This window comes from Marinobacter xestospongiae (assembly GCF_023156385.1).
Classification (GTDB): domain Bacteria; phylum Pseudomonadota; class Gammaproteobacteria; order Pseudomonadales; family Oleiphilaceae; genus Marinobacter; species Marinobacter xestospongiae.
Map to the genome: position 1 here is coordinate 109253 of NZ_JAKZAK010000012.1, position 19224 is coordinate 128476.

Annotated in this window: 24 protein-coding genes; 12 read left to right on the forward strand and 12 right to left on the reverse strand. The window is 61.8% G+C overall.

Annotated features, from left to right (window positions below; genetic code table 11):
* The first annotated feature begins 23 nt into the window (after positions 1-23).
* A complete protein-coding gene (locus MLD24_RS10205; RefSeq protein WP_248166542.1) occupies positions 24-872 on the forward strand; it encodes a carbon-nitrogen hydrolase family protein in 849 nt (282 codons plus the stop codon).
* Between the two features lie 5 nt (positions 873-877).
* Here the strand turns inward: MLD24_RS10205 and yjgA are convergent, their stop codons facing one another.
* The 12 genes from yjgA to MLD24_RS10265 all read right to left on the reverse strand — a co-directional run bounded on the left by yjgA (position 878) and on the right by MLD24_RS10265 (position 10348).
* Positions 878-1405 (reverse strand): ribosome biogenesis factor YjgA, encoded by a 528-nt coding sequence (yjgA, locus tag MLD24_RS10210; RefSeq protein ID WP_248166543.1) that lies wholly within the window; start codon positions 1403-1405, stop codon positions 878-880.
* Between the two features lie 29 nt (positions 1406-1434).
* Positions 1435-2796: a magnesium transporter gene (gene mgtE / locus MLD24_RS10215; RefSeq protein ID WP_227171796.1), complete on the reverse strand. Its 1362-nt coding sequence runs from the start codon at positions 2794-2796 to the stop codon at positions 1435-1437.
* A 210-nt stretch (positions 2797-3006) separates the two neighbouring features.
* Positions 3007-3276, reverse strand: coding sequence for an HPr family phosphocarrier protein (locus MLD24_RS10220; RefSeq protein ID WP_227171795.1), 270 nt, complete (start codon positions 3274-3276; stop codon positions 3007-3009).
* Positions 3273-4151 carry an RNase adapter RapZ gene (gene rapZ / locus MLD24_RS10225; RefSeq protein WP_227171794.1) on the reverse strand — a complete coding sequence of 293 codons (879 nt, stop codon included), beginning with the start codon at positions 4149-4151 and terminating at the stop codon, positions 3273-3275. The genes MLD24_RS10220 and rapZ overlap by 4 nt, the downstream gene beginning before the upstream one ends.
* A gap of 31 nt (positions 4152-4182) precedes the next feature.
* Positions 4183-4647, reverse strand: coding sequence for a PTS IIA-like nitrogen regulatory protein PtsN (ptsN, locus tag MLD24_RS10230; protein WP_227171793.1), 465 nt, complete (start codon positions 4645-4647; stop codon positions 4183-4185).
* Between the two features lie 87 nt (positions 4648-4734).
* Entirely contained in the window at positions 4735-5043 is a 309-nt protein-coding gene (gene hpf / locus MLD24_RS10235; RefSeq protein WP_227171792.1) for a ribosome hibernation promoting factor, read from the reverse strand.
* A 117-nt stretch (positions 5044-5160) separates the two neighbouring features.
* A complete protein-coding gene (locus MLD24_RS10240; protein ID WP_248166544.1) occupies positions 5161-6681 on the reverse strand; it encodes an RNA polymerase factor sigma-54 in 1521 nt (506 codons plus the stop codon).
* A 284-nt stretch (positions 6682-6965) separates the two neighbouring features.
* Positions 6966-7691, reverse strand: a complete 726-nt coding sequence (lptB, locus tag MLD24_RS10245) for an LPS export ABC transporter ATP-binding protein (RefSeq protein WP_227171790.1) — start codon at positions 7689-7691, stop codon at positions 6966-6968.
* A gap of 12 nt (positions 7692-7703) precedes the next feature.
* On the reverse strand, positions 7704-8252 hold the full coding sequence (gene lptA / locus MLD24_RS10250) for a lipopolysaccharide transport periplasmic protein LptA (RefSeq protein ID WP_248166545.1): 549 nt from the start codon (positions 8250-8252) through the stop codon (positions 7704-7706).
* Complete coding sequence (gene lptC / locus MLD24_RS10255; protein ID WP_248166546.1) at positions 8224-8823, reverse strand: LPS export ABC transporter periplasmic protein LptC; 600 nt, start codon at positions 8821-8823, stop codon at positions 8224-8226. Before lptC ends, lptA begins: the two co-directional genes overlap by 29 nt.
* Positions 8823-9380, reverse strand: coding sequence for a KdsC family phosphatase (locus MLD24_RS10260; protein ID WP_248166547.1), 558 nt, complete (start codon positions 9378-9380; stop codon positions 8823-8825). The genes lptC and MLD24_RS10260 overlap by 1 nt, the downstream gene beginning before the upstream one ends.
* On the reverse strand, positions 9380-10348 hold the full coding sequence (locus tag MLD24_RS10265) for a KpsF/GutQ family sugar-phosphate isomerase (RefSeq protein WP_227171786.1): 969 nt from the start codon (positions 10346-10348) through the stop codon (positions 9380-9382). The genes MLD24_RS10260 and MLD24_RS10265 overlap by 1 nt, the downstream gene beginning before the upstream one ends.
* 195 nt (positions 10349-10543) lie before the next feature.
* On the opposite strand from MLD24_RS10265, the gene MLD24_RS10270 reads away from it, so the two are divergent.
* From MLD24_RS10270 to MLD24_RS10320, 11 genes are all read left to right on the forward strand, one after another.
* Positions 10544-11347, forward strand: coding sequence for an ABC transporter ATP-binding protein (locus MLD24_RS10270; protein WP_248166548.1), 804 nt, complete (start codon positions 10544-10546; stop codon positions 11345-11347).
* Positions 11344-12126, forward strand: coding sequence for a lipid asymmetry maintenance ABC transporter permease subunit MlaE (mlaE, locus tag MLD24_RS10275; RefSeq protein ID WP_248166549.1), 783 nt, complete (start codon positions 11344-11346; stop codon positions 12124-12126). Before MLD24_RS10270 ends, mlaE begins: the two co-directional genes overlap by 4 nt.
* Positions 12127-12144: 18 nt before the next feature.
* Positions 12145-12594, forward strand: a complete 450-nt coding sequence (gene mlaD, locus MLD24_RS10280; protein WP_248166550.1) for an outer membrane lipid asymmetry maintenance protein MlaD — start codon at positions 12145-12147, stop codon at positions 12592-12594.
* A 173-nt stretch (positions 12595-12767) separates the two neighbouring features.
* The gene (locus MLD24_RS10285) at positions 12768-13364 is read left to right on the forward strand and encodes an MlaC/ttg2D family ABC transporter substrate-binding protein (RefSeq protein WP_248166566.1); all 597 of its coding nucleotides are present in this window, start codon (positions 12768-12770) and stop codon (positions 13362-13364) included.
* Positions 13361-13738 (forward strand): STAS domain-containing protein, encoded by a 378-nt coding sequence (locus tag MLD24_RS10290; RefSeq protein WP_248166551.1) that lies wholly within the window; start codon positions 13361-13363, stop codon positions 13736-13738. The genes MLD24_RS10285 and MLD24_RS10290 overlap by 4 nt, the downstream gene beginning before the upstream one ends.
* Positions 13739-13800: 62 nt before the next feature.
* On the forward strand, positions 13801-14043 hold the full coding sequence (locus MLD24_RS10295) for a BolA family protein (protein WP_227171781.1): 243 nt from the start codon (positions 13801-13803) through the stop codon (positions 14041-14043).
* Between the two features lie 30 nt (positions 14044-14073).
* A complete protein-coding gene (murA, locus tag MLD24_RS10300) occupies positions 14074-15336 on the forward strand; it encodes a UDP-N-acetylglucosamine 1-carboxyvinyltransferase (protein ID WP_227171780.1) in 1263 nt (420 codons plus the stop codon).
* Between the two features lie 22 nt (positions 15337-15358).
* Positions 15359-16012: an ATP phosphoribosyltransferase gene (gene hisG, locus MLD24_RS10305; RefSeq protein WP_227171779.1), complete on the forward strand. Its 654-nt coding sequence runs from the start codon at positions 15359-15361 to the stop codon at positions 16010-16012.
* A gap of 32 nt (positions 16013-16044) precedes the next feature.
* The gene (gene hisD, locus MLD24_RS10310; RefSeq protein ID WP_248166552.1) at positions 16045-17373 is read left to right on the forward strand and encodes a histidinol dehydrogenase; all 1329 of its coding nucleotides are present in this window, start codon (positions 16045-16047) and stop codon (positions 17371-17373) included.
* A complete protein-coding gene (gene hisC / locus MLD24_RS10315; RefSeq protein WP_227171777.1) occupies positions 17366-18421 on the forward strand; it encodes a histidinol-phosphate transaminase in 1056 nt (351 codons plus the stop codon). The genes hisD and hisC overlap by 8 nt, the downstream gene beginning before the upstream one ends.
* Entirely contained in the window at positions 18421-19164 is a 744-nt protein-coding gene (locus MLD24_RS10320) for a Nif3-like dinuclear metal center hexameric protein (RefSeq protein WP_282450580.1), read from the forward strand. Before hisC ends, MLD24_RS10320 begins: the two co-directional genes overlap by 1 nt.
* The last annotated feature ends 60 nt before the right edge of the window (positions 19165-19224 follow it).

Sequence of the window (19224 nt, forward strand, 5' to 3'; positions counted from 1 at the left end):
TTCCAACCGCAGGAGAGACTGAAATGACGGAACCACGCGACGTTGAGGGTGTCCGTGTCGCCACGGTGCAAATGGTCAGTGGCGAGCGTCTGGAGGACAACCTGGCCCAGGCCGCGACGCTGCTGGCCGAGGTGGCCGCGGCGGGCGCCTCGGTGGCGGTGCTGCCGGAGAATTTCGCCATCCTCAAGACCGCACAGATGGTGGCGCAGGGACAGCAGGAAATCGGTGGCGGTGAGATTCGCGACTTTCTTGCTGAGCTGGCGCGGTCGTTGGGGTTGTGGATTGTTGGTGGTTCGCTGCCACTGGCGGAGCGGGAGGATGGCAGTACCGTGGCCGATCGCGTCCGTGCCTGCTGTCTGGTGCTGGATGACCAGGGCCGGGAAGTGGCGCGATACGACAAGATTCACCTGTTTGACGCCGAAGTGGCGGATGCCCAGGGCCGTTACCGGGAGTCGGACACCTTCGAGCCCGGCGAACAGGTGGTCACCGTCGACACGCCTGCCGGTCGTCTGGGGCTGGCAATCTGCTACGACCTGAGATTTCCGGAGCTGTTCCGGGCACTGCGTCAGCAACAGGCGGATTGGGTGGCCTTGCCCAGTGCCTTTACCTATACCACCGGGGATGCGCACTGGCATCCGCTGATCCGTGCCCGGGCCATTGAGAACCAGTGCTGGCTGGTGGCTGCCGGGCAGGGGGGGTACAACAGCCCTCGGCGCCGGACCTATGGCCACTCCATGATTGTCGATCCCTGGGGATCGGTGGTGGCAGAGCAGCAGGAGGAGGGCCCGGGTTGGGTCATGGCTGCGCTGGCCCCCCGGAGGTTGCAGGAGGTGCGCCAGCGCATGCCGGTCTGGGATCACCGGCGGCTATAGCGTACCTAGTCGCGTTCGCCCTCGTCGATGCATTCCCGCAGGTAGCGGAACAGTTTCTTGCCCTGGCCGGTGTTCTTTTCCTGCTGGGCTTCACGGCGGGCGTTGCGGGCCAGGTTACGCAGGTGCTGGATGTCGGCCGCGGGGCAGTAATCCAGAAACTCCCCAACGGCGCTGTCGCCCTCCTGAACCATGCGATCCCGCCAGCGCTCCGCCAGGTGCAGACGCCGGGTGTGCTCCTCGCTGCCCGCGTGAAACGCGCCGATAGCGCGACGCAGGGCGTCGATATCGTCTTCCTGACGCATGACCTTGCCAATGTATTGCAGGTGGCGGCGACGGGCCTCGTTCTGACGGATGCGATGGGATTCCTCGATCGCACGGCGCAGGGTGTCGCCGATTGGCAGGGTGGCGAGCTGCTCGCTGGACAGGGCCAGCATCTGCTTGCCCAGATCCTGCAGGTCCTGCATCTCACGTTTAAGCTGGGACTTGCTCTTGCCCCATTCCTGTTCGCTGTCGTCGTATGGCTGTTCGGTCATGCTCGGTTCCTGGTGTGGCCGGGGCGGGCTCAGGCGTAAAACACCGTGGCCAACCCAAGGAAGGACATGAATCCTACCACATCGGTTACGGTGGTGAGTATCACGCCCCCGGCCAGGGCCGGGTCGATGTTCCGTGACTTCAGGAACAGCGGCAGCACGGTGCCGACAAAGGCCGCTCCCAGCAGATTAATGACCAGCGCTGCGGCAATCACCACACCGATCACCGGATCGCGGAACCAGGCGGTGGCGGCGGTAGCGACCACCACGGCCCATAACAGACCGTTGAGCATGCCCACCAGAAACTCCCGGTTCAGCAGCCATTTGACGTTGGCGCCACTGATCTGGCCCACGGCCATGCCGCGGATCACCAGCGTCAGGGTCTGGCTGCCGGCAATTCCGCCCATGCTGGCCACAATGGGCATCAGCACCGCCAGGGCCACCACCTTCTCGATGGTATCCTCAAACAGGCCGATCACGGCGGAGGCGATAAATGCGGTAATCAGGTTGATACCGAGCCACACCGCCCGGCGCCGGGTGGTCTTGAGCACCGGGGCGAAGGTGTCTTCGTCTTCGTCCAGGCCGGCCATACTCATCAGCGAATGATCGGCGTCCTCCCGGATAACGTCGACCACGTCATCGATGGTGATCCGGCCCAGCAGGTTGCCGTCGTCGTCCACCACCGGCGCGGAGATGAGGTCGTAGCGCTCGAACAGAGTGGCGACCTGGGTGTCTGCCAGGGTGACCGGAATCGGCTCAATGTCGGTGTCCATGACTTCCCGCACCGTGGTAGCGGGATTGCTCACCAACATCTTGGTGATGGGCAGCATGCCGATGAACTGGTCTTTCCGGCTGACCACAATCAGGCTGTCGGTCATTGGCGGCAGGTTGCGGTGACGGCGCAGATAACGCAGAACCACGTCGATGCTGATGTCCGGACGCACCGTGATGGTGTCCGTATTCATCAGGCCGCCGGCGGTGTCCTCCGGGTAGGCGAGGACTTCCTCGACCCGTTGCCGGTCCTGTTCGTCCATGGTGTCCAGGACTTCCTGGATCACCGTGTCCGGCAACTGCTGCAGCAGGTCGGCGAGGTCGTCGGACTCGAAGTCCTCAATGATGTTGGCCAGTTCCTGGGCGTTCAGCTGGCTGAGGAAATAACCCCGGATGTCGTCGCTCAGGTACTGGAGGACTTCCCCTTCCAGGTTCTTGTCAACCAGGTTCCACAGCAGGGCGCGCTGGCGGGGCGGGGAGGATTCCAGCAGGTGGGCAATATCACTGGGACTGAGGCCGCCATTGAGGATGCGGGCAACCTGTTTAAGGGCGCCACTGTCCAGAGCTTCTCCGAGGGAGCGGAGACGCTGGCGAGCCTGGCTTTGTTCCAGAATGTCCGTCATTGATCACCCAACTTTCTGCCCAAATGACCATCAGCGCTGCCGACGGTAATCCTGCGCTGGGGACCATCTGCTATGCGGCCAGGGTCTCCAGCAGCCAGGCTACCGGGCGTAGCTGATAAACTTACGTAGTATAGCGGACTTACGTTGCAGTGGTGAGAAAGCGTTGTAGGTGAATGCCGTAGAAACCGGCGTGCTGGCGGGGCGGGGGCGCTATTCGCCCTCGCCGAAGTAGTCGTTAATCAGGGCGACCAGCTGATCGAGCGCCTGCTGCTCGTCGGGGCCTTCGATGTTGAGTTCAAGGTCGGTGCCTTTGCTGGCGGCCAGCATCATGACGGGCATGATGCTCTTGGCATCCACCTGCTGGCTGCCCTTGCAGATCTGGATGCTGCTTTCGAACTCCGAGGCGGTGGCCACCAGTTTGGCGGCAGCGCGGGCGTGCAGGCCCAGCTTGTTGATGATGGTGACTTGCTGGCGAATCATAGGCTGCGTTTCAGGTGTGGCAGTTCGGTATGACGGACCTGGACGTTGTTGTAGCGTTCCGCGAAGTAGGCGCCGACTTTCTCGCAGACGTACACCGAGCGGTGCTGGCCACCGGTACAGCCAATGGAAATGGTCATGTAACTGCGGTTGCTCTGGCCGAAAGATGGCAGCCAGGAATCCAGGAACTGAATGATATCGTCCGTGAGCTTGGTGGTCATGGCCTCGTGCTCGAGGAAGTCGATTACCGGTTGGTCGATGCCGGTAAACTTGCGCAGGCTGGCATCCCAGTAGGGATTGGGCAGGCAGCGGACATCAAAGACGTAATCGGAATCCACCGGCACCCCGTGCTTGAAGCCAAAGGACTGGATCAGCAGCGCCATTTCCTGTTCCCGCCGGCCGATCACCCGTTGTTTAACCATGTCCCGCAGTTCGTAGATCGACAGTTCGGTGGTGTCGACGTAGAGATCCGCCAGGCTGGCGATGGGTTCCAGCAGGTGTTTCTCGCTGGTGATGGCCTCTTTCAGGGAGGTGCGGTCGTTGCTCAGGGGGTGTTTGCGGCGGGTGGCGTGAAAGCGCTGCAGCAGTGCCTGGTCGGTGGCATCAAGGAAGATGGTCTCGATGGTGGCGCCGGTCTGGGTCAGCTGGTGGTGAATGTCCTCGAAGTTGGCGATCTCATCCGACAGGTTACGGGCATCGATGCTGACGGCGATTTTCTTCAGCCGCCCGGTGCTCTCCTGAGCGGTGGCTTCCCGGGTAAGAGGGAACAGCAGTCCGATGGGCAGGTTGTCGATGCAGTAGAAACCAAGGTCTTCAAGTACATGCAGCGCTGTACTCTTACCCGAGCCGGAGCGGCCGCTGACGATGATCAGTTTCATAGTCCATCACCCTTGAGTGATCAGTCTGCTGTTAGGCGCCTATCATTCGATTGTACAGGGTCTCGTTGTCGCTGCACTGTCTCAGTTCGTTACAGAACGACTGTTCATTGAACTTCTCGGCCAGCTGGCTCAGCAGTTCCAGGTGCTCGCTGGTGGCTTCCTTGGGGACGATCAGGGTAAACAGCAGATCCACCGGTTGGTTGTCGATGGCATCGAAACCAACGCCTTCCTCCAGGGTGACCAGCACACCGATGACCTGGCTGCAGCCATCCAGCCGACAGTGGGGGATCGCAATGCCCTGCCCAATACCGGTGCTGCCCAGGCGTTCGCGGGCAACCAGGTTGTTGAAAATCTGCCCGGCATCCAGATCGGGATACTGCTGGTGGATGCTCTCGGAGATGAATTCCAGAACCCGCTTCTTGCTGGTGCCGGCAACACGGCAGCGGGCAAGCTCCGGGGTCAGGATGGTTTCGATGGTGAGTGATGTGTCCGTCATGGATAGACAGTGGTTCCGTAAAAAAAAGGCTGCGATACGTCAGACGTACCGCAGCTCGATCAGTTCAGGTGTGGGCAAGGCTACCTTTTAGCGGGCGCCGTTTCCATGCATACGATCAATATTTTTTTCCTTGTGTTTCAGGATCTGTCGATCCAGCTTGTCCACAAGAGCGTCGATGGCTGCATACATGTCTTCGTTTTCGGCCTTGGCGTGGATCTCACCGCCAATTACATGCAACGTGGCTTCCGCCATCTGGCGGACCTTCTCGACTTCCAGAGTCACCTGACAGTTACTGATGTGATCGAAATGCCGTTCAAGCTTTTCGAACTTGCCAGAGACGTACTCTTTGAGGGGAGCTGTCAGTTCGACGTGATGACCTGAAATATTGAGTTGCATAGGCGTCTCCTATTGTCGGCTTGCCAGCGACTACGATCACTGGCGGGGTTGCCGCGGTGTTTCCCCGCGGCGGTAGATCCCTTCGGGCCAGAGCCGCGCTGGTGAGCGCTCCCTGGCCTACACCAATCTCTTCCGTTCGTTTGACGGGGGAATGTGCATGGCCTCCCGATACTTGGCGACGGTGCGCCGGGCCACTTTGATTCCCTGTTCCCCTAGCATGGCGGCAATTTTGCTGTCGCTCAATGGCTTTTTTGGGGTTTCTGCTGCAATCAGTTTTTTGATCATCGCCCGGATGGCGGTGGACGAGCATTCTCCGCCCTCATCGGTGCTGACGTGGCTGGAGAAAAAGTACTTCAGCTCGAAGATGCCCCGGGGGGTATGCATGTACTTCTGGGTGGTGACCCGGGAAATCGTGGATTCATGCATTTCCACCGCCTGGGCGATGTCGGAGAGGATCAGTGGCTTCATCGCCTCCTCGCCGTGATCGAGGAAGCCCTGCTGGTGCTCGACAATGCGGGTGGCCACCTTGAGCAGGGTTTCGTTGCGGCTCTGCAGGCTCTTGATGAACCACTTGGCTTCCTGCAGCTGGTCCCGCATGTAGGTGTTGTCGGCGCTGCTGTCGGCCCGGCGGATCAACGACGCGTAGCTGGCGTTGACGCGAATGCGCGGCGCAATCTCCGGGTTCAGTTCCACCCGCCAGCGTCCCTGGTGCTTGCGCACGATGACATCGGGAATGACGTAATCCGGCTCAGCCTGATCAATGGCGCTGCCCGGGCGCGGGTTGAGCTGGGTGATCAAGGCCAGAACGTCCCGCAGCTGGTCTTCTTTCAGCCGGCTGCGCCGCAGCAGTTGGGCGTAGTCGCGGTTGCCCAGCAGGTTGATGTAGTGAGTGATCACCAGGCGAGCCTGGGGCAGCCAGGGGGTGTCCGGTGGCAGCTGGTTGAGCTGGATCAGTAGGCATTCCTGCAGGTCGCGGGCAAACACACCGGCGGGGTCGAAATGCTGCAGCCGACGCAGTACCGCTTCGATCTCGTCGAGCTCCACCGGGTCCTCGTCGGCGTCGTCCATCAACCCGGAGTGGATTTCGTCCAGCGGGGAGGTCAGGTAGCCGCGCTCGTCCACTGCGTCCAGCAGGGCGTGGGCAATGGCCCGGTCCCGGTCACCCATGGGGGTCAGATTGAGCTGCCATTCCAGATGATCGTGAAGGGTCTCGGAGACCGAGTTGCGGGACTCGAAATCGCTGTCACCCTCATCGTCGCCGCGGCTGGCGGGGGCAGGAGAGGGCTGGTAGATGTCGTCCCAGGCGGTATCGACCGGCAGGTCGTCGGGAATGTTCTCGGAGCCGTTGTTGTCGGCCTCCCACTCCTGGCTGCTGTCGTCATCCCAGCTGTCATCTGTGGTGGCGCTGGCGTCCTGGTCCTGGCCGTCTTCAGCGTCGTTGCGGTCGTCGTTCTGCTCTGCCTCGGCGCGGTCGTCGTCTTCCTGGGTTTCCAGCATGGGGTTGGAATCCAGCGCCTGTTGGATTTCCTGCTGGAGATCCAGGGTGGAGAGTTGAAGCAGCCTGATCGCCTGTTGCAACTGGGGCGTCATGGTCAGGCTTTGGCCCAGTTTTAGCTGAAGTGAGGCTTTCATTACCATGATGTCAGTTCCGTCACCGGTGTGCCTGGCAGGTGGGATATCACCAACCGGTCATGCCTGGTGAGCCTAAAAAGTCTTGCGTCATGCGAAGTTGCTTTTACAAGCAATTTTTCTGCCGAGTGTACTTGCTTGTGGTGGGCAAGACAATCTGGCCGGCTGCTGCTGGCCTGTATCGAGTGTAGACGGTTTATCCGCAATCCACGTTCTCAAGATACCAGCAGGCAGCGTTACGAAGACTTGATGGTCGACAAACTGACGTCAGAAATCAATGCATTTGGGGAGGGTCATAGTTTGAATTCGTTACCGAGGTAAACTTCCTTGACCTGTTGGTTGGCCAGGATGTCCTCGGACGAGCCGGAGGCGATGATGTGGCCGCCGCTGACGATGTAGGCGTTCTCGCAGATATCCAGGGTTTCGCGCACGTTGTGGTCGGTGATCAGTACGCCGATGCCCTTATCCCGCAGGTGGCGAATGATCTGCTTGATGTCACTGACCGAGATGGGGTCGACACCGGCAAACGGTTCGTCCAGCAGGATGAAGGCCGGCTCCATCGCCAGTGCGCGGGCGATCTCCACCCGCCGGCGCTCGCCCCCGGACAGGGCCATGCCCAGGCTGTCGCGGATGTGGGTGATGTGGAACTCCGCCAGCAGGTCCTCCAGTTTTTGCTCGCGGTCAGCGCGCTTGAGGTCACTGCGGGTTTCCAGAATCGCCATGATGTTGTCCCGCACGCTCAGCTTGCGGAACACCGAAGCTTCCTGGGGCAGGTAGCCAATGCCCTTGCGGGCACGGCCGTGCATCGGTAAGGGAGTGATGTCCTGGCTGTCCAGGGTGATGCGTCCCTTGTCCGACGGTACCAGGCCGACGATCATGTAAAAGCAGGTGGTCTTGCCGGCGCCGTTAGGCCCCAGCAGGCCGACAATCTCCCCGCTGCGGATCTCCAGGGAGACGTCGAGGACTACTTTCTTCTGCTTGTAGCTTTTTGCCAGGTTGCTGGCGCGGAGCACTGCCATCTTGGTTCCTGTCTAGTTGCTGTCGCCCTGGGCGCGGCCGCGGGGCTGGATGACCATTTCCACCCGGCCCTCGCCATTGCCGCCGTTATCGCCCTCCGCCGTCACCACCCGATTGCGGGTGTCGTAGAGAATGCGGTTGCCGCGGAACAGGTTGCCGGACTGCTCAATCATGGCGTTGCGCTCGAACGTCAGCTGGCTTTCGGTGGCGTTGTAGATGATGCGCTCGGCGCTGGCCTCGGTGGCGGCGGTCTGGCCTGCGGTTGCCTGGGAGTAGCGGGCGGGGGTGCCGGTGGCCTCAATGCGGCTCAGGCCCTGGTCGTCCCGGTATAGCACCACCTTGTCGGCGCTGAGGCGGGTGCCCTGCTGGGCAACCACGACATCGCCGGTGTAGGTGGCCACGCCTTGGCTGTCATCCAGGCGGGCGTGGGCGGCGTTGACGGTGATCGGGGCGTCGGAGTCCAGATCAAAGGCCGCCGCCGGGGATGCCAGCAGCACGCTGGCAAGGACGGCTGTGCACGTGCGGCTCAGTCGCTTAAGGGGTCGGGTTTGGGGCAGGCTCATAGTGTCCTTCTACCTTTGACGTCAGTTCCAGCACCCGGTCGTCGATCCAGGCGGTCATACCGGTGGCACGGGTAGTGCCAAACGCGTCTGTGAGGGTGACGGGTGCATTGGTGTGTACGGTGCGGCTGCGGTTGTCCAGCGTCAAGTGTTCGGTGCTCAGGGTGGCGGCCTGGCCGTCTTGGAGCGGTCGGGTGACAACCACATTGCCGTTGAGCGAAAGCTGGCCGGTTGCCTGGTGAAAGTCGCCACGCCGGGCGGTGAGTTGCCAGGGGCTGTCTGATGGCTGATCCTGGAGAATGGCCTCGGGTTCCACCAGGGTGGCGCGTTCACTGGTTTCAAACTGCTCGATGCGGGGGCTGCTGAGGCGAATGGCGAGATCGCCATTACTGTCGAAGGAGCGATAGTCGCCATTGATCACAAAGCCGTCCGGTTCGCTCGGGCCGCGCAGCCCTTCCGCTTGAAGTGGCTCCGGTGGCTGGTCAGAGCGCCAGAGCAGGGAAGCCAGCACCAGCGCACAGGTCAGCAGCGCCAGCGAGCGCACCTTGCTATTGAATAGCAGGGTATTGAGCATCAGGCGGTCGGCTCCAGATAGTGGGCCAGGCACTGGTCCAGCTGGCCCTGGGCTGCGAGGATCAGGTCGCAGACTTCCCGCACCGCGCCGGCGCCGCCCGGCACCGTGGTGCAGTGGTCGGCGTGCTGGCGCACATACCAGTGGCCGTTTGGTACCGTCAGGCCCAGGCCGGCGTGCTGGATGGCGGCCAGGTCGGGCAGGTCATCTCCCATATAGGCAATGTGCGCCGCCGGCATCTGCAATTGGCCGGCCAGCTCCCTCAGGGCGGTGAGTTTGTCCTCCCGGCCCTGCATCAGGTGGGGAATGCCCAGGCTGTTCATGCGTCGTTCGGTGAGCGGCGAGCTGCGACCGGTGATGACTGCAACGGTCACGCCGGCCTGCATCAGCAGTTTGATGCCGAGGCCGTCGAGAATGTTGAAGGCCTTGAGTTCGTCGCCCTCGGCGCTGAACAGCAGGGTGCCGTCGGTCATGACGCCGTCGACGTCCAGGGCCAGCAGGCGGACGTCGGCGGCCCGGGCCATCAGTTCAACAGGCCAGGTGGGTGCTTGCGTGGTCATCAGATTACCCCCGCCCGCAGCAGGTCATGCATGTTGATGGCGCCGGTCAGTTGGCCGTCACGGTTGACCACTGGCAGAGCGTTGATCTTGAGTTCTTCCATGATGTTGAGGGCCTCGGCGGCGAGCTGGTCGTCGCGAATGGTCTTGCCGTTGCGGGTCATGACGTCGGCAATCGGTGTCGCGTGAATGTCCACCGGGCGATCCAGGGTGCGACGCAGGTCGCCATCGGTGAAGATGCCACTGAGTCCGCCCTGGCCGTCGATGACGGTGGTCATGCCCAGTCCCTTGAGGGAGATTTCCAGCAGCGCGCCGCTGAGCGGGGTGTCTTCGCCCACCCGGGGAATGCGTTCGCCGGTATGCATGATGTCACTGACCCGCAGCAGCAGGCGACGACCGAGGCTACCGCCGGGGTGGGAGAAGGCAAAGTCTTCGGCACTGAATCCGCGCCGATCCAGCAGTGCTACGGCGAGGGCGTCGCCCATCACCAGTGTGGCGGTGGTGCTGGAGGTGGGGGCCAGTCCCAGGGGGCAGGCTTCCTGATCGACGCTGATGTCCAGGTTGGCTTCGGCCTCCCGTGCCAGCACCGAGTCGGTGTTGCCGGTCATGCTGATCAGCGGCGCGCCCATGCGCTTGATCAATGGCAGGATGGTGAGCACTTCACTGGTGTTGCCGGAGTTCGAGATTGCCAGTACCACGTCCTGTCCGGTGATCATGCCCAGGTCACCGTGGCTGGCTTCGCCGGGATGAACATAGAAAGCTGGAGTGCCGGTGCTGGCCAGGGTGGCTGCGATCTTTTTGCCGATGTGTCCGGATTTTCCCATGCCGGTCACCACCACCCGGCCCTGGCAGGCCATGATGATTTCGCAGGCAAGGGTAAACGATTGGTCAATCCGGTCGGTGAGGGCGTCGATGGCGTCGCGTTCAATGGCGATGGCCTGTAGGGCGGCGTCCCTGAAACTGCTGGTCATAATCTGTCCGGGTGTTCTGGCGGATGTGGCGGCAGTATACCACTTTCAGGACTGAGCGAAGTCCGGGGCGGGCTTATTCAGATTAACTGATCGTTGCCATCAGGATATTTTTGCGATCCGGCGATTGAGCTTGCGGCAGCCTTGGCATACTGTAAGCGCCAATCGTTCCAGCTTGGATAGCCGCCAGATTCTGTCATGGACCCTTCTCCCCACATTGTCCTGGAAGACGTTGTCTTCGCCCGCAACGGTCGCACGATTTTTGACGGTGTGTCGTTGTCGATCCCACGGGGGCGAATCTCAGCCATCATGGGCCCCAGCGGTACCGGTAAGACCACCCTGCTGAAAATGATCGGTGGCCAGCTGAAGCCGTCGTCAGGCCGGGTTCTGGTGGATGGCGAGGAAGTGCCGAAACTGGGCCGCAAGGCGCTTTACCGGTTGCGGGAGACTATGGGGATGCTGTTCCAGAGCGGCGCCCTGTTTACCGATCTGTCGGTGTTTGAGAATGTCGCCTTTCCCCTCCGGGTCCACACCCGGCTGCCGGACGACATGATTCGCGATATCGTTCTGATGAAGCTGGAAGCCGTTGGTCTGCGCGGTGCCCGGGACCTGATGCCGGCGGAGCTGTCCGGCGGTATGACCCGACGGGTCGCACTGGCCCGCAGTATTGCCCTTGATCCGGCGCTGATCATGTACGACGAACCCTTTGCCGGCCAGGACCCGATTGCCATGGGGGTCTTGGTGAAGCTGATCCGTGACCTCAATCGCACCATGGGTCTGACCAGCGTTCTGGTATCCCACGACGTGCCAGAATCTTTCAGTATCTGCCATCACGCCTTCATCATTGCCGATGGCCGGGTGATTGGTGAGGGTACGCCGGACGAGCTGCGCCAGCATGGCTCGGAGCAGGTGCAGCAATTCCTTCAGGGGCAGCCCGATGGGCCGGTGCCATTCCATTATCCGGCGCCGGATCGGGTCACCGACTGGGGGGATGTCCAATGACGGATGCTCTGGCGAGGCTGGGCCGCTATGGGTTGACGCTGCTGTCGACCTGGGGGCGCGCCGGTCTGTTTCTGTCTGGCGCACTGTGGGGGGCGCCCGGCCAGAATGGCGGCTTCCGTCTTTTGGTCAAGCAGTTGTATGCCATCGGCGTGCTGTCACTGGCGATTGTGGTGGTTTCCGGTCTGTTTATTGGCATGGTGCTGGGGTTGCAGGGATACACGATTCTCAGCGACTACGGCAGCGAAGAGGCCATTGGCCAGATGATTGCGCTGACCCTGGTGCGGGAGCTCGGGCCGGTGGTGACGGCCTTGCTGTTCGCTGGCCGCGCAGGCTCGGCGCTGACGGCCGAGATTGGTCTGATGAAGGCCACCGAACAGCTCGCCAGCCTGGAAATGATGGGCGTGGACCCGTTACGGCGGGTGGCCGCCCCACGGCTCTGGGCCGGTTTCATCGCCATGCCGGTGCTGGCAATGATTTTTTCTGCGGTGGGCATCTGGGGCGGCATGCTGGTCGGCGTCGACTGGCTGGGCGTCTATGCCGGATCGTTCTGGAGCAGTATGCAGTCCTCCGTGGCATTCCTGGATGACGTGGTCAATGGCTTGATCAAGAGTCTGGTGTTTGGAGTGGTCTGCTCCTGGATCGCGGTATTCCAGGGCTACGATTGTGTGCCCACGTCGGCGGGTATCAGTGCGGCAACCACCCGCACGGTGGTGTATTCCTCGCTGGCGGTACTGGGGCTGGATTTTGTCTTGACCGCCGTGATGTTCGGCGGCTTTTGAGGGGGCTTTGGGAGCGTCATGACGACACGGACTACGGAAATCCTGGTGGGGCTGTTTATGGTGGCGGGGTGTGCGGCGCTGCTGTTCCTGGCCCTGCAGGTCAGCGGACTGGCACCGGGGGCGAGGACCGACACCTACACGGTTTACGCCCGCTTCAATGACGCCGGCGGCTTGTCGGCCCGCGGGCGGGTGTCGATGGCGGGGGTCACGGTGGGGCACATCCGCGAGGTGGTGCTCGATCCGGAGACGTTTCAGGCCAAGGCAACGCTGGAGATTGACGCGTCGGTGAAAAACATTCCCAGCGACAGTTCCGCGATAATACGTACATCCGGATTGCTGGGGGAGCAGTACATTGATATTTCGGTGGGTATTGAGGAAGACCCCATGAAAGACGGGGATGTCTTCTATTCAACCCAATCCGCGTTGAACCTGGAGCGGGTAATCAGCAACTTTGCCTCAGGCCGCTGATTGCCTGATGGTTGTGAGGGCCATCCAGAATCAGAGTCGATCGATCGATTCGATTCGGCAAGGCTCGGGCTATGCCCGGGCCCAAGGCAAGAAACTAGATTGTTGAAACAAGGGAGTAGGTTATGCAAGTGATGGCGCAATCCGTATCCAGATGGACGCTGGTAGTATTGGCGATGATGTTCTCCGTGACGGTCAGTGCCGACGAGGCGCTGCGTCAGTATGTCGATGAGAGCACCCAGAAGCTGGTGTCCAAGCTTAATGAGGAGAAGGGCCTCTACGACAGTGACCCCGAGGCGTTCTACCAAAATATGGAAGACACGCTGGATGACTTTGTCGATTTCCGTCGGATCGCGGCGCGGGTGATGGGGCGTTACGCGCGCCAGGCCTCACCGGAGCAGCGGGATGCCTTTGTCGAGAAGTTCAAGCGCAGCCTATTCGACAGCTACGCCCAGGCTCTGGTGCAGTCCCAGGATTTCCAGATCGAGATCAAGGAAGCCCAGATCAATCCCAGCAATGACGAGCGGGCGTCGGTGCTGATGGAAGTCATCACTGCGGAGGGCAACCGGTACCCGGTGACCTACTCCATGTATCGCAAGGAAGGTCAGGACTGGATGATGGAAAATGTCATTGTGGAAGGCATCAACATCGGTCTGGCGTTCCGCGATCGGTTCAGCCAGGAAATGGAGCAGAACCGTGGCGATGTACAGGCGGTGATTGACAGCTGGACTGGCGCTGTTGAGCAATTGGAAAACGAGGCCGCCGGTTCGTGACCGGAGCCCCTTGTGAACTCACAGGAGCGGGCGGTGCACTGGCGTTGAGCGGTGTGGTCACGCCCGACTCCGTGCTCGCCCTGCGCCGAGACGGCGACGCCCGCATTCGTCAGGGTGAGGGCCTGCTGGAGCTGGACCTTGCTGGTGTGACCGGCGCCAGCAGTGTGCTGTTGTCGCTGTTGCTGTGCTGGCAGCGATTGGCAGCGGCGCAACAGCGACCGTTGCGCTATTGTAATGCCCCGGATGACCTCGTAGCGCTGGCAGTCCTGGGCGGGGTAGATCACTGCCTTGCCGGCCTGCAGCCGGACAGCACGCCTGAACCCGCTACCGATACCGCCAGCCATCCTGCCGATCCCCATCCAGCCGCCGGCTGACCTGCGTTCGATTATTGGGTACAATTCCCGCCTTGTATTGATTTTCCCCCGAGGACCGTTCTATGGAAGCCCGCGAAGTCGCCGAGCTGGTAAAACAGGCATTGCCGGATTGTGAGATTGACGTTCAGAGTGAAGGCAATCACTACCTGGTGGTGGCGGTGGGAGACCGATTTGAAGGTCTGTCGCCGGTTAAGAAACAACAGCTGATCTACGGCGCCCTTGAGCAGCAGTTGGCCGAAGGCACCATCCACGCGCTGACCATCAAAGCATTTACTCCCGCTCAATGGGCCGCCCGCCAGGCCTGATTCTGGCCCACGTGCAACAGGAAGACGATTTTGGACAAACTACTGATTCGTGGCCGCAAGCCGCTTGATGGCGAGATCCGCATTTCCGGTGCCAAGAACTCGGCATTGCCGATCCTGGCCGCGACCCTGCTGGCGGACGAACCTGTCACCGTAGGCAACCTGCCGCACCTCAATGACATCACCACCATGATCGAGCTGCTCGGTCGTATGGGGGTGGAGCTGATGATCGACGAGAAAATGAGCGTCGAGGTGCACGCCAACACCATCAAGCATTTCCACGCCCCCTACGAGCTGGTCAAGACCATGCGGGCGTCGATCCTGGTGCTGGGGCCACTGGTGGCCCACTTCGGCGAGGCGGAAGTGTCGCTGCCTGGTGGCTGCGCCATCGGCAGCCGGCCGGTCAACCTGCACATCCACGGGCTCCAGCAGATGGGCGCCGAGGTCAAGGTTGAGAATGGCTACATCAAGGCGCGCTCCAACGGTCGCCTGAAAGGTGCCCACATCTTCCTCGATACCGTCACCGTGACCGGCACCGAGAATCTGATGATGGCTGCGGCGCTGGCTGACGGCAAAACCATCCTTGAAAATGCGGCGCGGGAACCGGAAGTGGTGGATCTGGCGGAATGCCTGATTGCCATGGGCGCCGATATCCGTGGTCACGGTACTGCCACCATCGAGATTCATGGCGTCGAGCGGTTGCATGGCTGCCACTATGACGTTCTGCCGGATCGGGTGGAAACCGGGACTTACCTGGTGGCCGCAGCGGCGACCGGCGGGCGGGTCAAGCTCAAGGATACCCGTGAAGACCTGCTGGAAGCGGTGCTGCTGAAGCTGGAAGAGGCGGGCGCCACCATCTGCCACGGCAACAACTGGATCGAGCTGGACATGAAGGGCAACCGACCCCGCGCTGTCAGCCTGCGGACCGCCCCATACCCGGCATTTCCCACCGACATGCAGGCCCAGTTCGCCGCCATGAACACCGTCGCCGAAGGCACTGGCACCATCGTCGAGACGGTGTTTGAGAATCGCTTCATGCACCTGCAGGAGCTGATCCGCATGGGCGCTGACATCACCCTGGAAGGCAACGCGGCGATCATCAAGGGCGTCGACCACCTCCATGGTGCGCCGGTGATGGCAACCGACCTGCGGGCGTCAGCGAGCCTGGTGATCGCCGGCCTGGTGGCAGACGGCGATACCGTGGTGGACCGCATCTACCACATCGACCGTGGTTACGAGTGTATTGAAGAGAAACTGCAACTGTTGGGCGGTAGCATTCGTCGCCTGCCAGCGTGACAACAAACAAGCGGAAGGCACAATGACTGACAGCATCACCATCGCCCTGTCCAAGGGGCGTATTCTTGAGGAGACCCTGCCCCTGTTGAAGGAGGCCGGCATTGAGCTGGTCGACGACATCAAGAAGTCCCGCAAGCTGGTGTTTCCGACCACCGACCCCAACGTCCGTATCCTCATTATCCGGGCCACCGATGTACCCACCTACGTCCAGTACGGCGGCGCCGATCTGGGCGTGACCGGCAAAGACGTGCTGATGGAGCACGGTGGCGACGGCCTCTACGAGCCGCTGGATCTGAACATTTCCCGCTGCCGGCTGATGACGGCCGGCCCCAAGGGGCAGGAAGCCCCCCAGGGGCGTGTGCGGGTGGCCACCAAGTTCGTCAACCTGGCCCGTCGCTATTACGCCGCCCAAGGCCGTCAGGCCGATATCATCAAACTCTATGGCGCGATGGAGCTGGCCCCGATCCTCGGGCTGGCCGATGAGATTGTCGACATTGTCGATACCGGCAATACCCTCAAGGCCAACGGCCTGGAGCCCCGGGAGCTGATTGAACACATCAGTACCCGCCTGGTGGCCAACCGGGCCTCAATGAAAATGAAACACGACCGTCTGCAACCCATCATCGAGAAGATGGGCGCTGCGGTGGCCCGTCGCAAAAACGCGGAACCCGCGTAAACACCAACCACTCCTCACAGCAGGATTACGTTATGACAGACCTTGCCATTACCCGGTTGTCGGCCGCCCAGGCTGACTTCGATACTGAACTTGCCCGCCTCCTGGCCTGGGAAGACAGTGTGGACCATCAGGTGAATGAGTCGGTGCGTCATATCCTGCATCAGGTGAGGACCCGTGGGGATGCCGCGGTACTGGAGTTCACCGCGAAGTTTGACCAGGTCAGCGTGGCGTCGCTCGCGGAACTGGAAATCTCCCAGGCGCGCCTGCAGCAGGCCCTTGAGGCCATTCCCGCCGATCAGCGGGAGGCGCTGGAGCAGGCGGCAGAGCGCGTCCGCGGGTATCACCAGCGCCAGCGCCAGGACTCCTGGCAATACCAGGAAGCGGATGGCACCGTGCTTGGCCAGAAAGTCACGCCGCTGGATCGCGCGGGCCTCTACGTGCCCGGTGGTAAGGCAGCGTACCCGTCATCGGTACTGATGAACGCCATTCCAGCCAAGGTGGCCGGGGTTGCCGAAGTTATCATGGTGGTGCCGACGCCGGCCGGCGTGCAGAACGACATGGTGCTGGCGGCGGCGGCCATCGCCGGCGTCGACCGGGTGTTCACTGTTGGCGGTGCCCAGGCCGTGGCTGCGCTGGCCTACGGTACTGAGACCATTCCGGCGGTGGACAAGATCGTGGGACCGGGCAACATCTTCGTGGCGACGGCCAAGCGAGAGGTGTTTGGCACCGTCGGTATCGATATGATCGCCGGCCCGTCTGAGATCCTGGTGATCTGCGATGGCGAGACCGATCCGGACTGGATTGCCATGGACCTGTTTTCCCAGGCCGAACATGACGAGCAGGCGCAATCGATCCTGATCTCCCCGGATGGCGACTACCTGGATCGGGTCGAGGCCAGTGTTCGCAGGTTGTTGCCGACCATGGAGCGCGCGGAGATCATTGCCCGTTCGCTGAATGACCGGGCGGCGTTGATTGAGGTGGCCGATCTGGCTCAGGCCGCCGAGGTCAGCAACCGCATCGCGCCGGAGCATTTGGAGCTGTCGGTGGCCGACCCGGAGGCGCTGGTTGAGGCGATCCGTCACGCCGGCGCCATCTTCATGGGGCGTTACACCGCCGAAGCCCTGGGGGATTACTGTGCCGGCCCCAATCACGTACTGCCCACATCCGGCACTGCACGGTTCTCGTCGCCGTTGGGGGTCTACGATTTCCAGAAACGATCGTCGCTGATTGGTTTTTCTGCCGCCGGTGCCAGCGAGATGGGCAAGGTGGCGTCGGTACTGGCCCGAGGTGAAGGGCTGACCGCCCACGCCCGCTCCGCCGAGTACCGCATTCAGAGCGAAGGAGGGCAGGGCGATGAGTAAGTTCTGGAGCCCGCGGGTACACGAGCTGACGCCGTATGTGCCGGGCGAGCAGCCCAAGGTTCGCAACCTGGTCAAACTCAACACCAACGAGAACCCCTTCGGCCCGTCGCCGAAGGCCGTCGCTGCCATGAAAACGGTGGTGGCAGACGAGCTCAAACTGTACCCGGACCCGGAATCTGAGCGCCTGTGCCAGACCATTGCCGACTATTACGGCGTGGGCCGGGATCAGGTGTTCGTCGGCAACGGTTCCGACGAAGTGTTGGCCCACATCTTCTTTGGTCTGTTCCAGCACGACGCGCCGGTGTTGTTCCCGGACATCAGCTACAGCTTCTATCCGGTCTACTGCAATCTGTATGGCATCGAGGCCAAGCCGGTTCCGCTGACCAGCGCGTTTGAGATTGATCCGGCGGATTACCGCTGCGACAACGGCGGTATCATCTTTCCCAACCCCAACGCTCCAACCGGGTGCTTCCTGCCCCTGATGCAGGTTGAGGAAATCCTCAAGGCCAACCCGGAGCGGGTGGTGGTGGTCGATGAAGCCTATGTGGATTTCGGTGGCGATACTGCCATCACTCTGGTCAACCGCTATCCCAACCTGCTGGTGACCCAGACCCTGTCCAAGTCCCGTTCCCTGGCCGGGTTGCGGGTTGGTCTGGCCGTAGGCAGCCCGGAACTGATTGAAGGGCTGCGCCGGGTCAAGGACAGCTTCAATTCCTACCCCCTGGATCGGGTGGCGCAGGCAGGTGCTGTGGCGGCATTCGAAGACGAGGCCTGGTTCCGCGACAGTTGTGACGGTGTGATGGCCGAGCGCAAGCGCCTGACCGCGGCATTGACAGACCTGGGGTTTGAGGTGTTGCCGTCCATGGCCAATTTCGTGCTGGCGCGTCATCCCGACCACCGTGGCGAGGTGCTCGCCGCCGGTCTGCGGGAGCGCAAGGTCATTGTGCGGCATTTCAACAAGCCGCGGATTGAGGATTTCCTTCGCATTACCATCGGCACCCGGGCTCAGACAGACGCCCTGCTGGGGGCGCTGAAGGAGGTGCTGTAATGGCAGAACGCGCGGAGCTCATGGCAACTCTGGAGCAGTGGCTGACTCCCGAGACGTTCCAGGACTACTGCCCCAACGGCCTGCAGGTGGAGGGCTCCGCCCAGGTACACCGGATCGTCTCCGGTGTGACGGCGTCCCAGGCTCTTCTGGATGCCGCCGTGGCTGACGGGGCCGACCTTGTCCTGGTCCACCACGGTTACTTCTGGAAAGGGGAGCCCCAGGCGGTCACCGGCATGAAGCGGGCCCGTTTGAAAACGCTGTTGGCCCACGACATCAATCTGGTGGCTTACCATCTACCGTTGGATGACCACCCGGAATACGGTAACAATCGACAGCTGGCCGAGGTGCTGGGTATCGGCAATCCGCGTCCGCTGGATGGGCTGGTGTGGCAGGGAGAGCTGGCTGTACCGATGACCCCGGAGGCGCTGGCGGCCCACCTGAGTCAGGCGTTGGGGCGTCAGCCGTTGCACGTCGGCATGGGAGCGGAGCGCATCCGCCGTGTCGGCTGGTGTACCGGTGCCGCCCAGGGTTACATCGCCAAGGCGCTGGATGCGGGGATGGATGCGTTTATCAGTGGCGAGATTTCAGAGCCTACCACCCATACCGCGCGGGAATGCGGCATTCACTACTACGCGGCCGGTCATCACGCGACGGAGCGCTATGGGGTGAAGGCATTGGGGCAGGCGCTGGCGGACAAGTTCGGCATCGAACATCGCTTTGTTGATTGCGACAATCCGGTATAACCGGTTTGCCACCACCAAGCAGGCTTGTCCTGCTTGGTGGTTTCTAGTCCGGGCCTATTG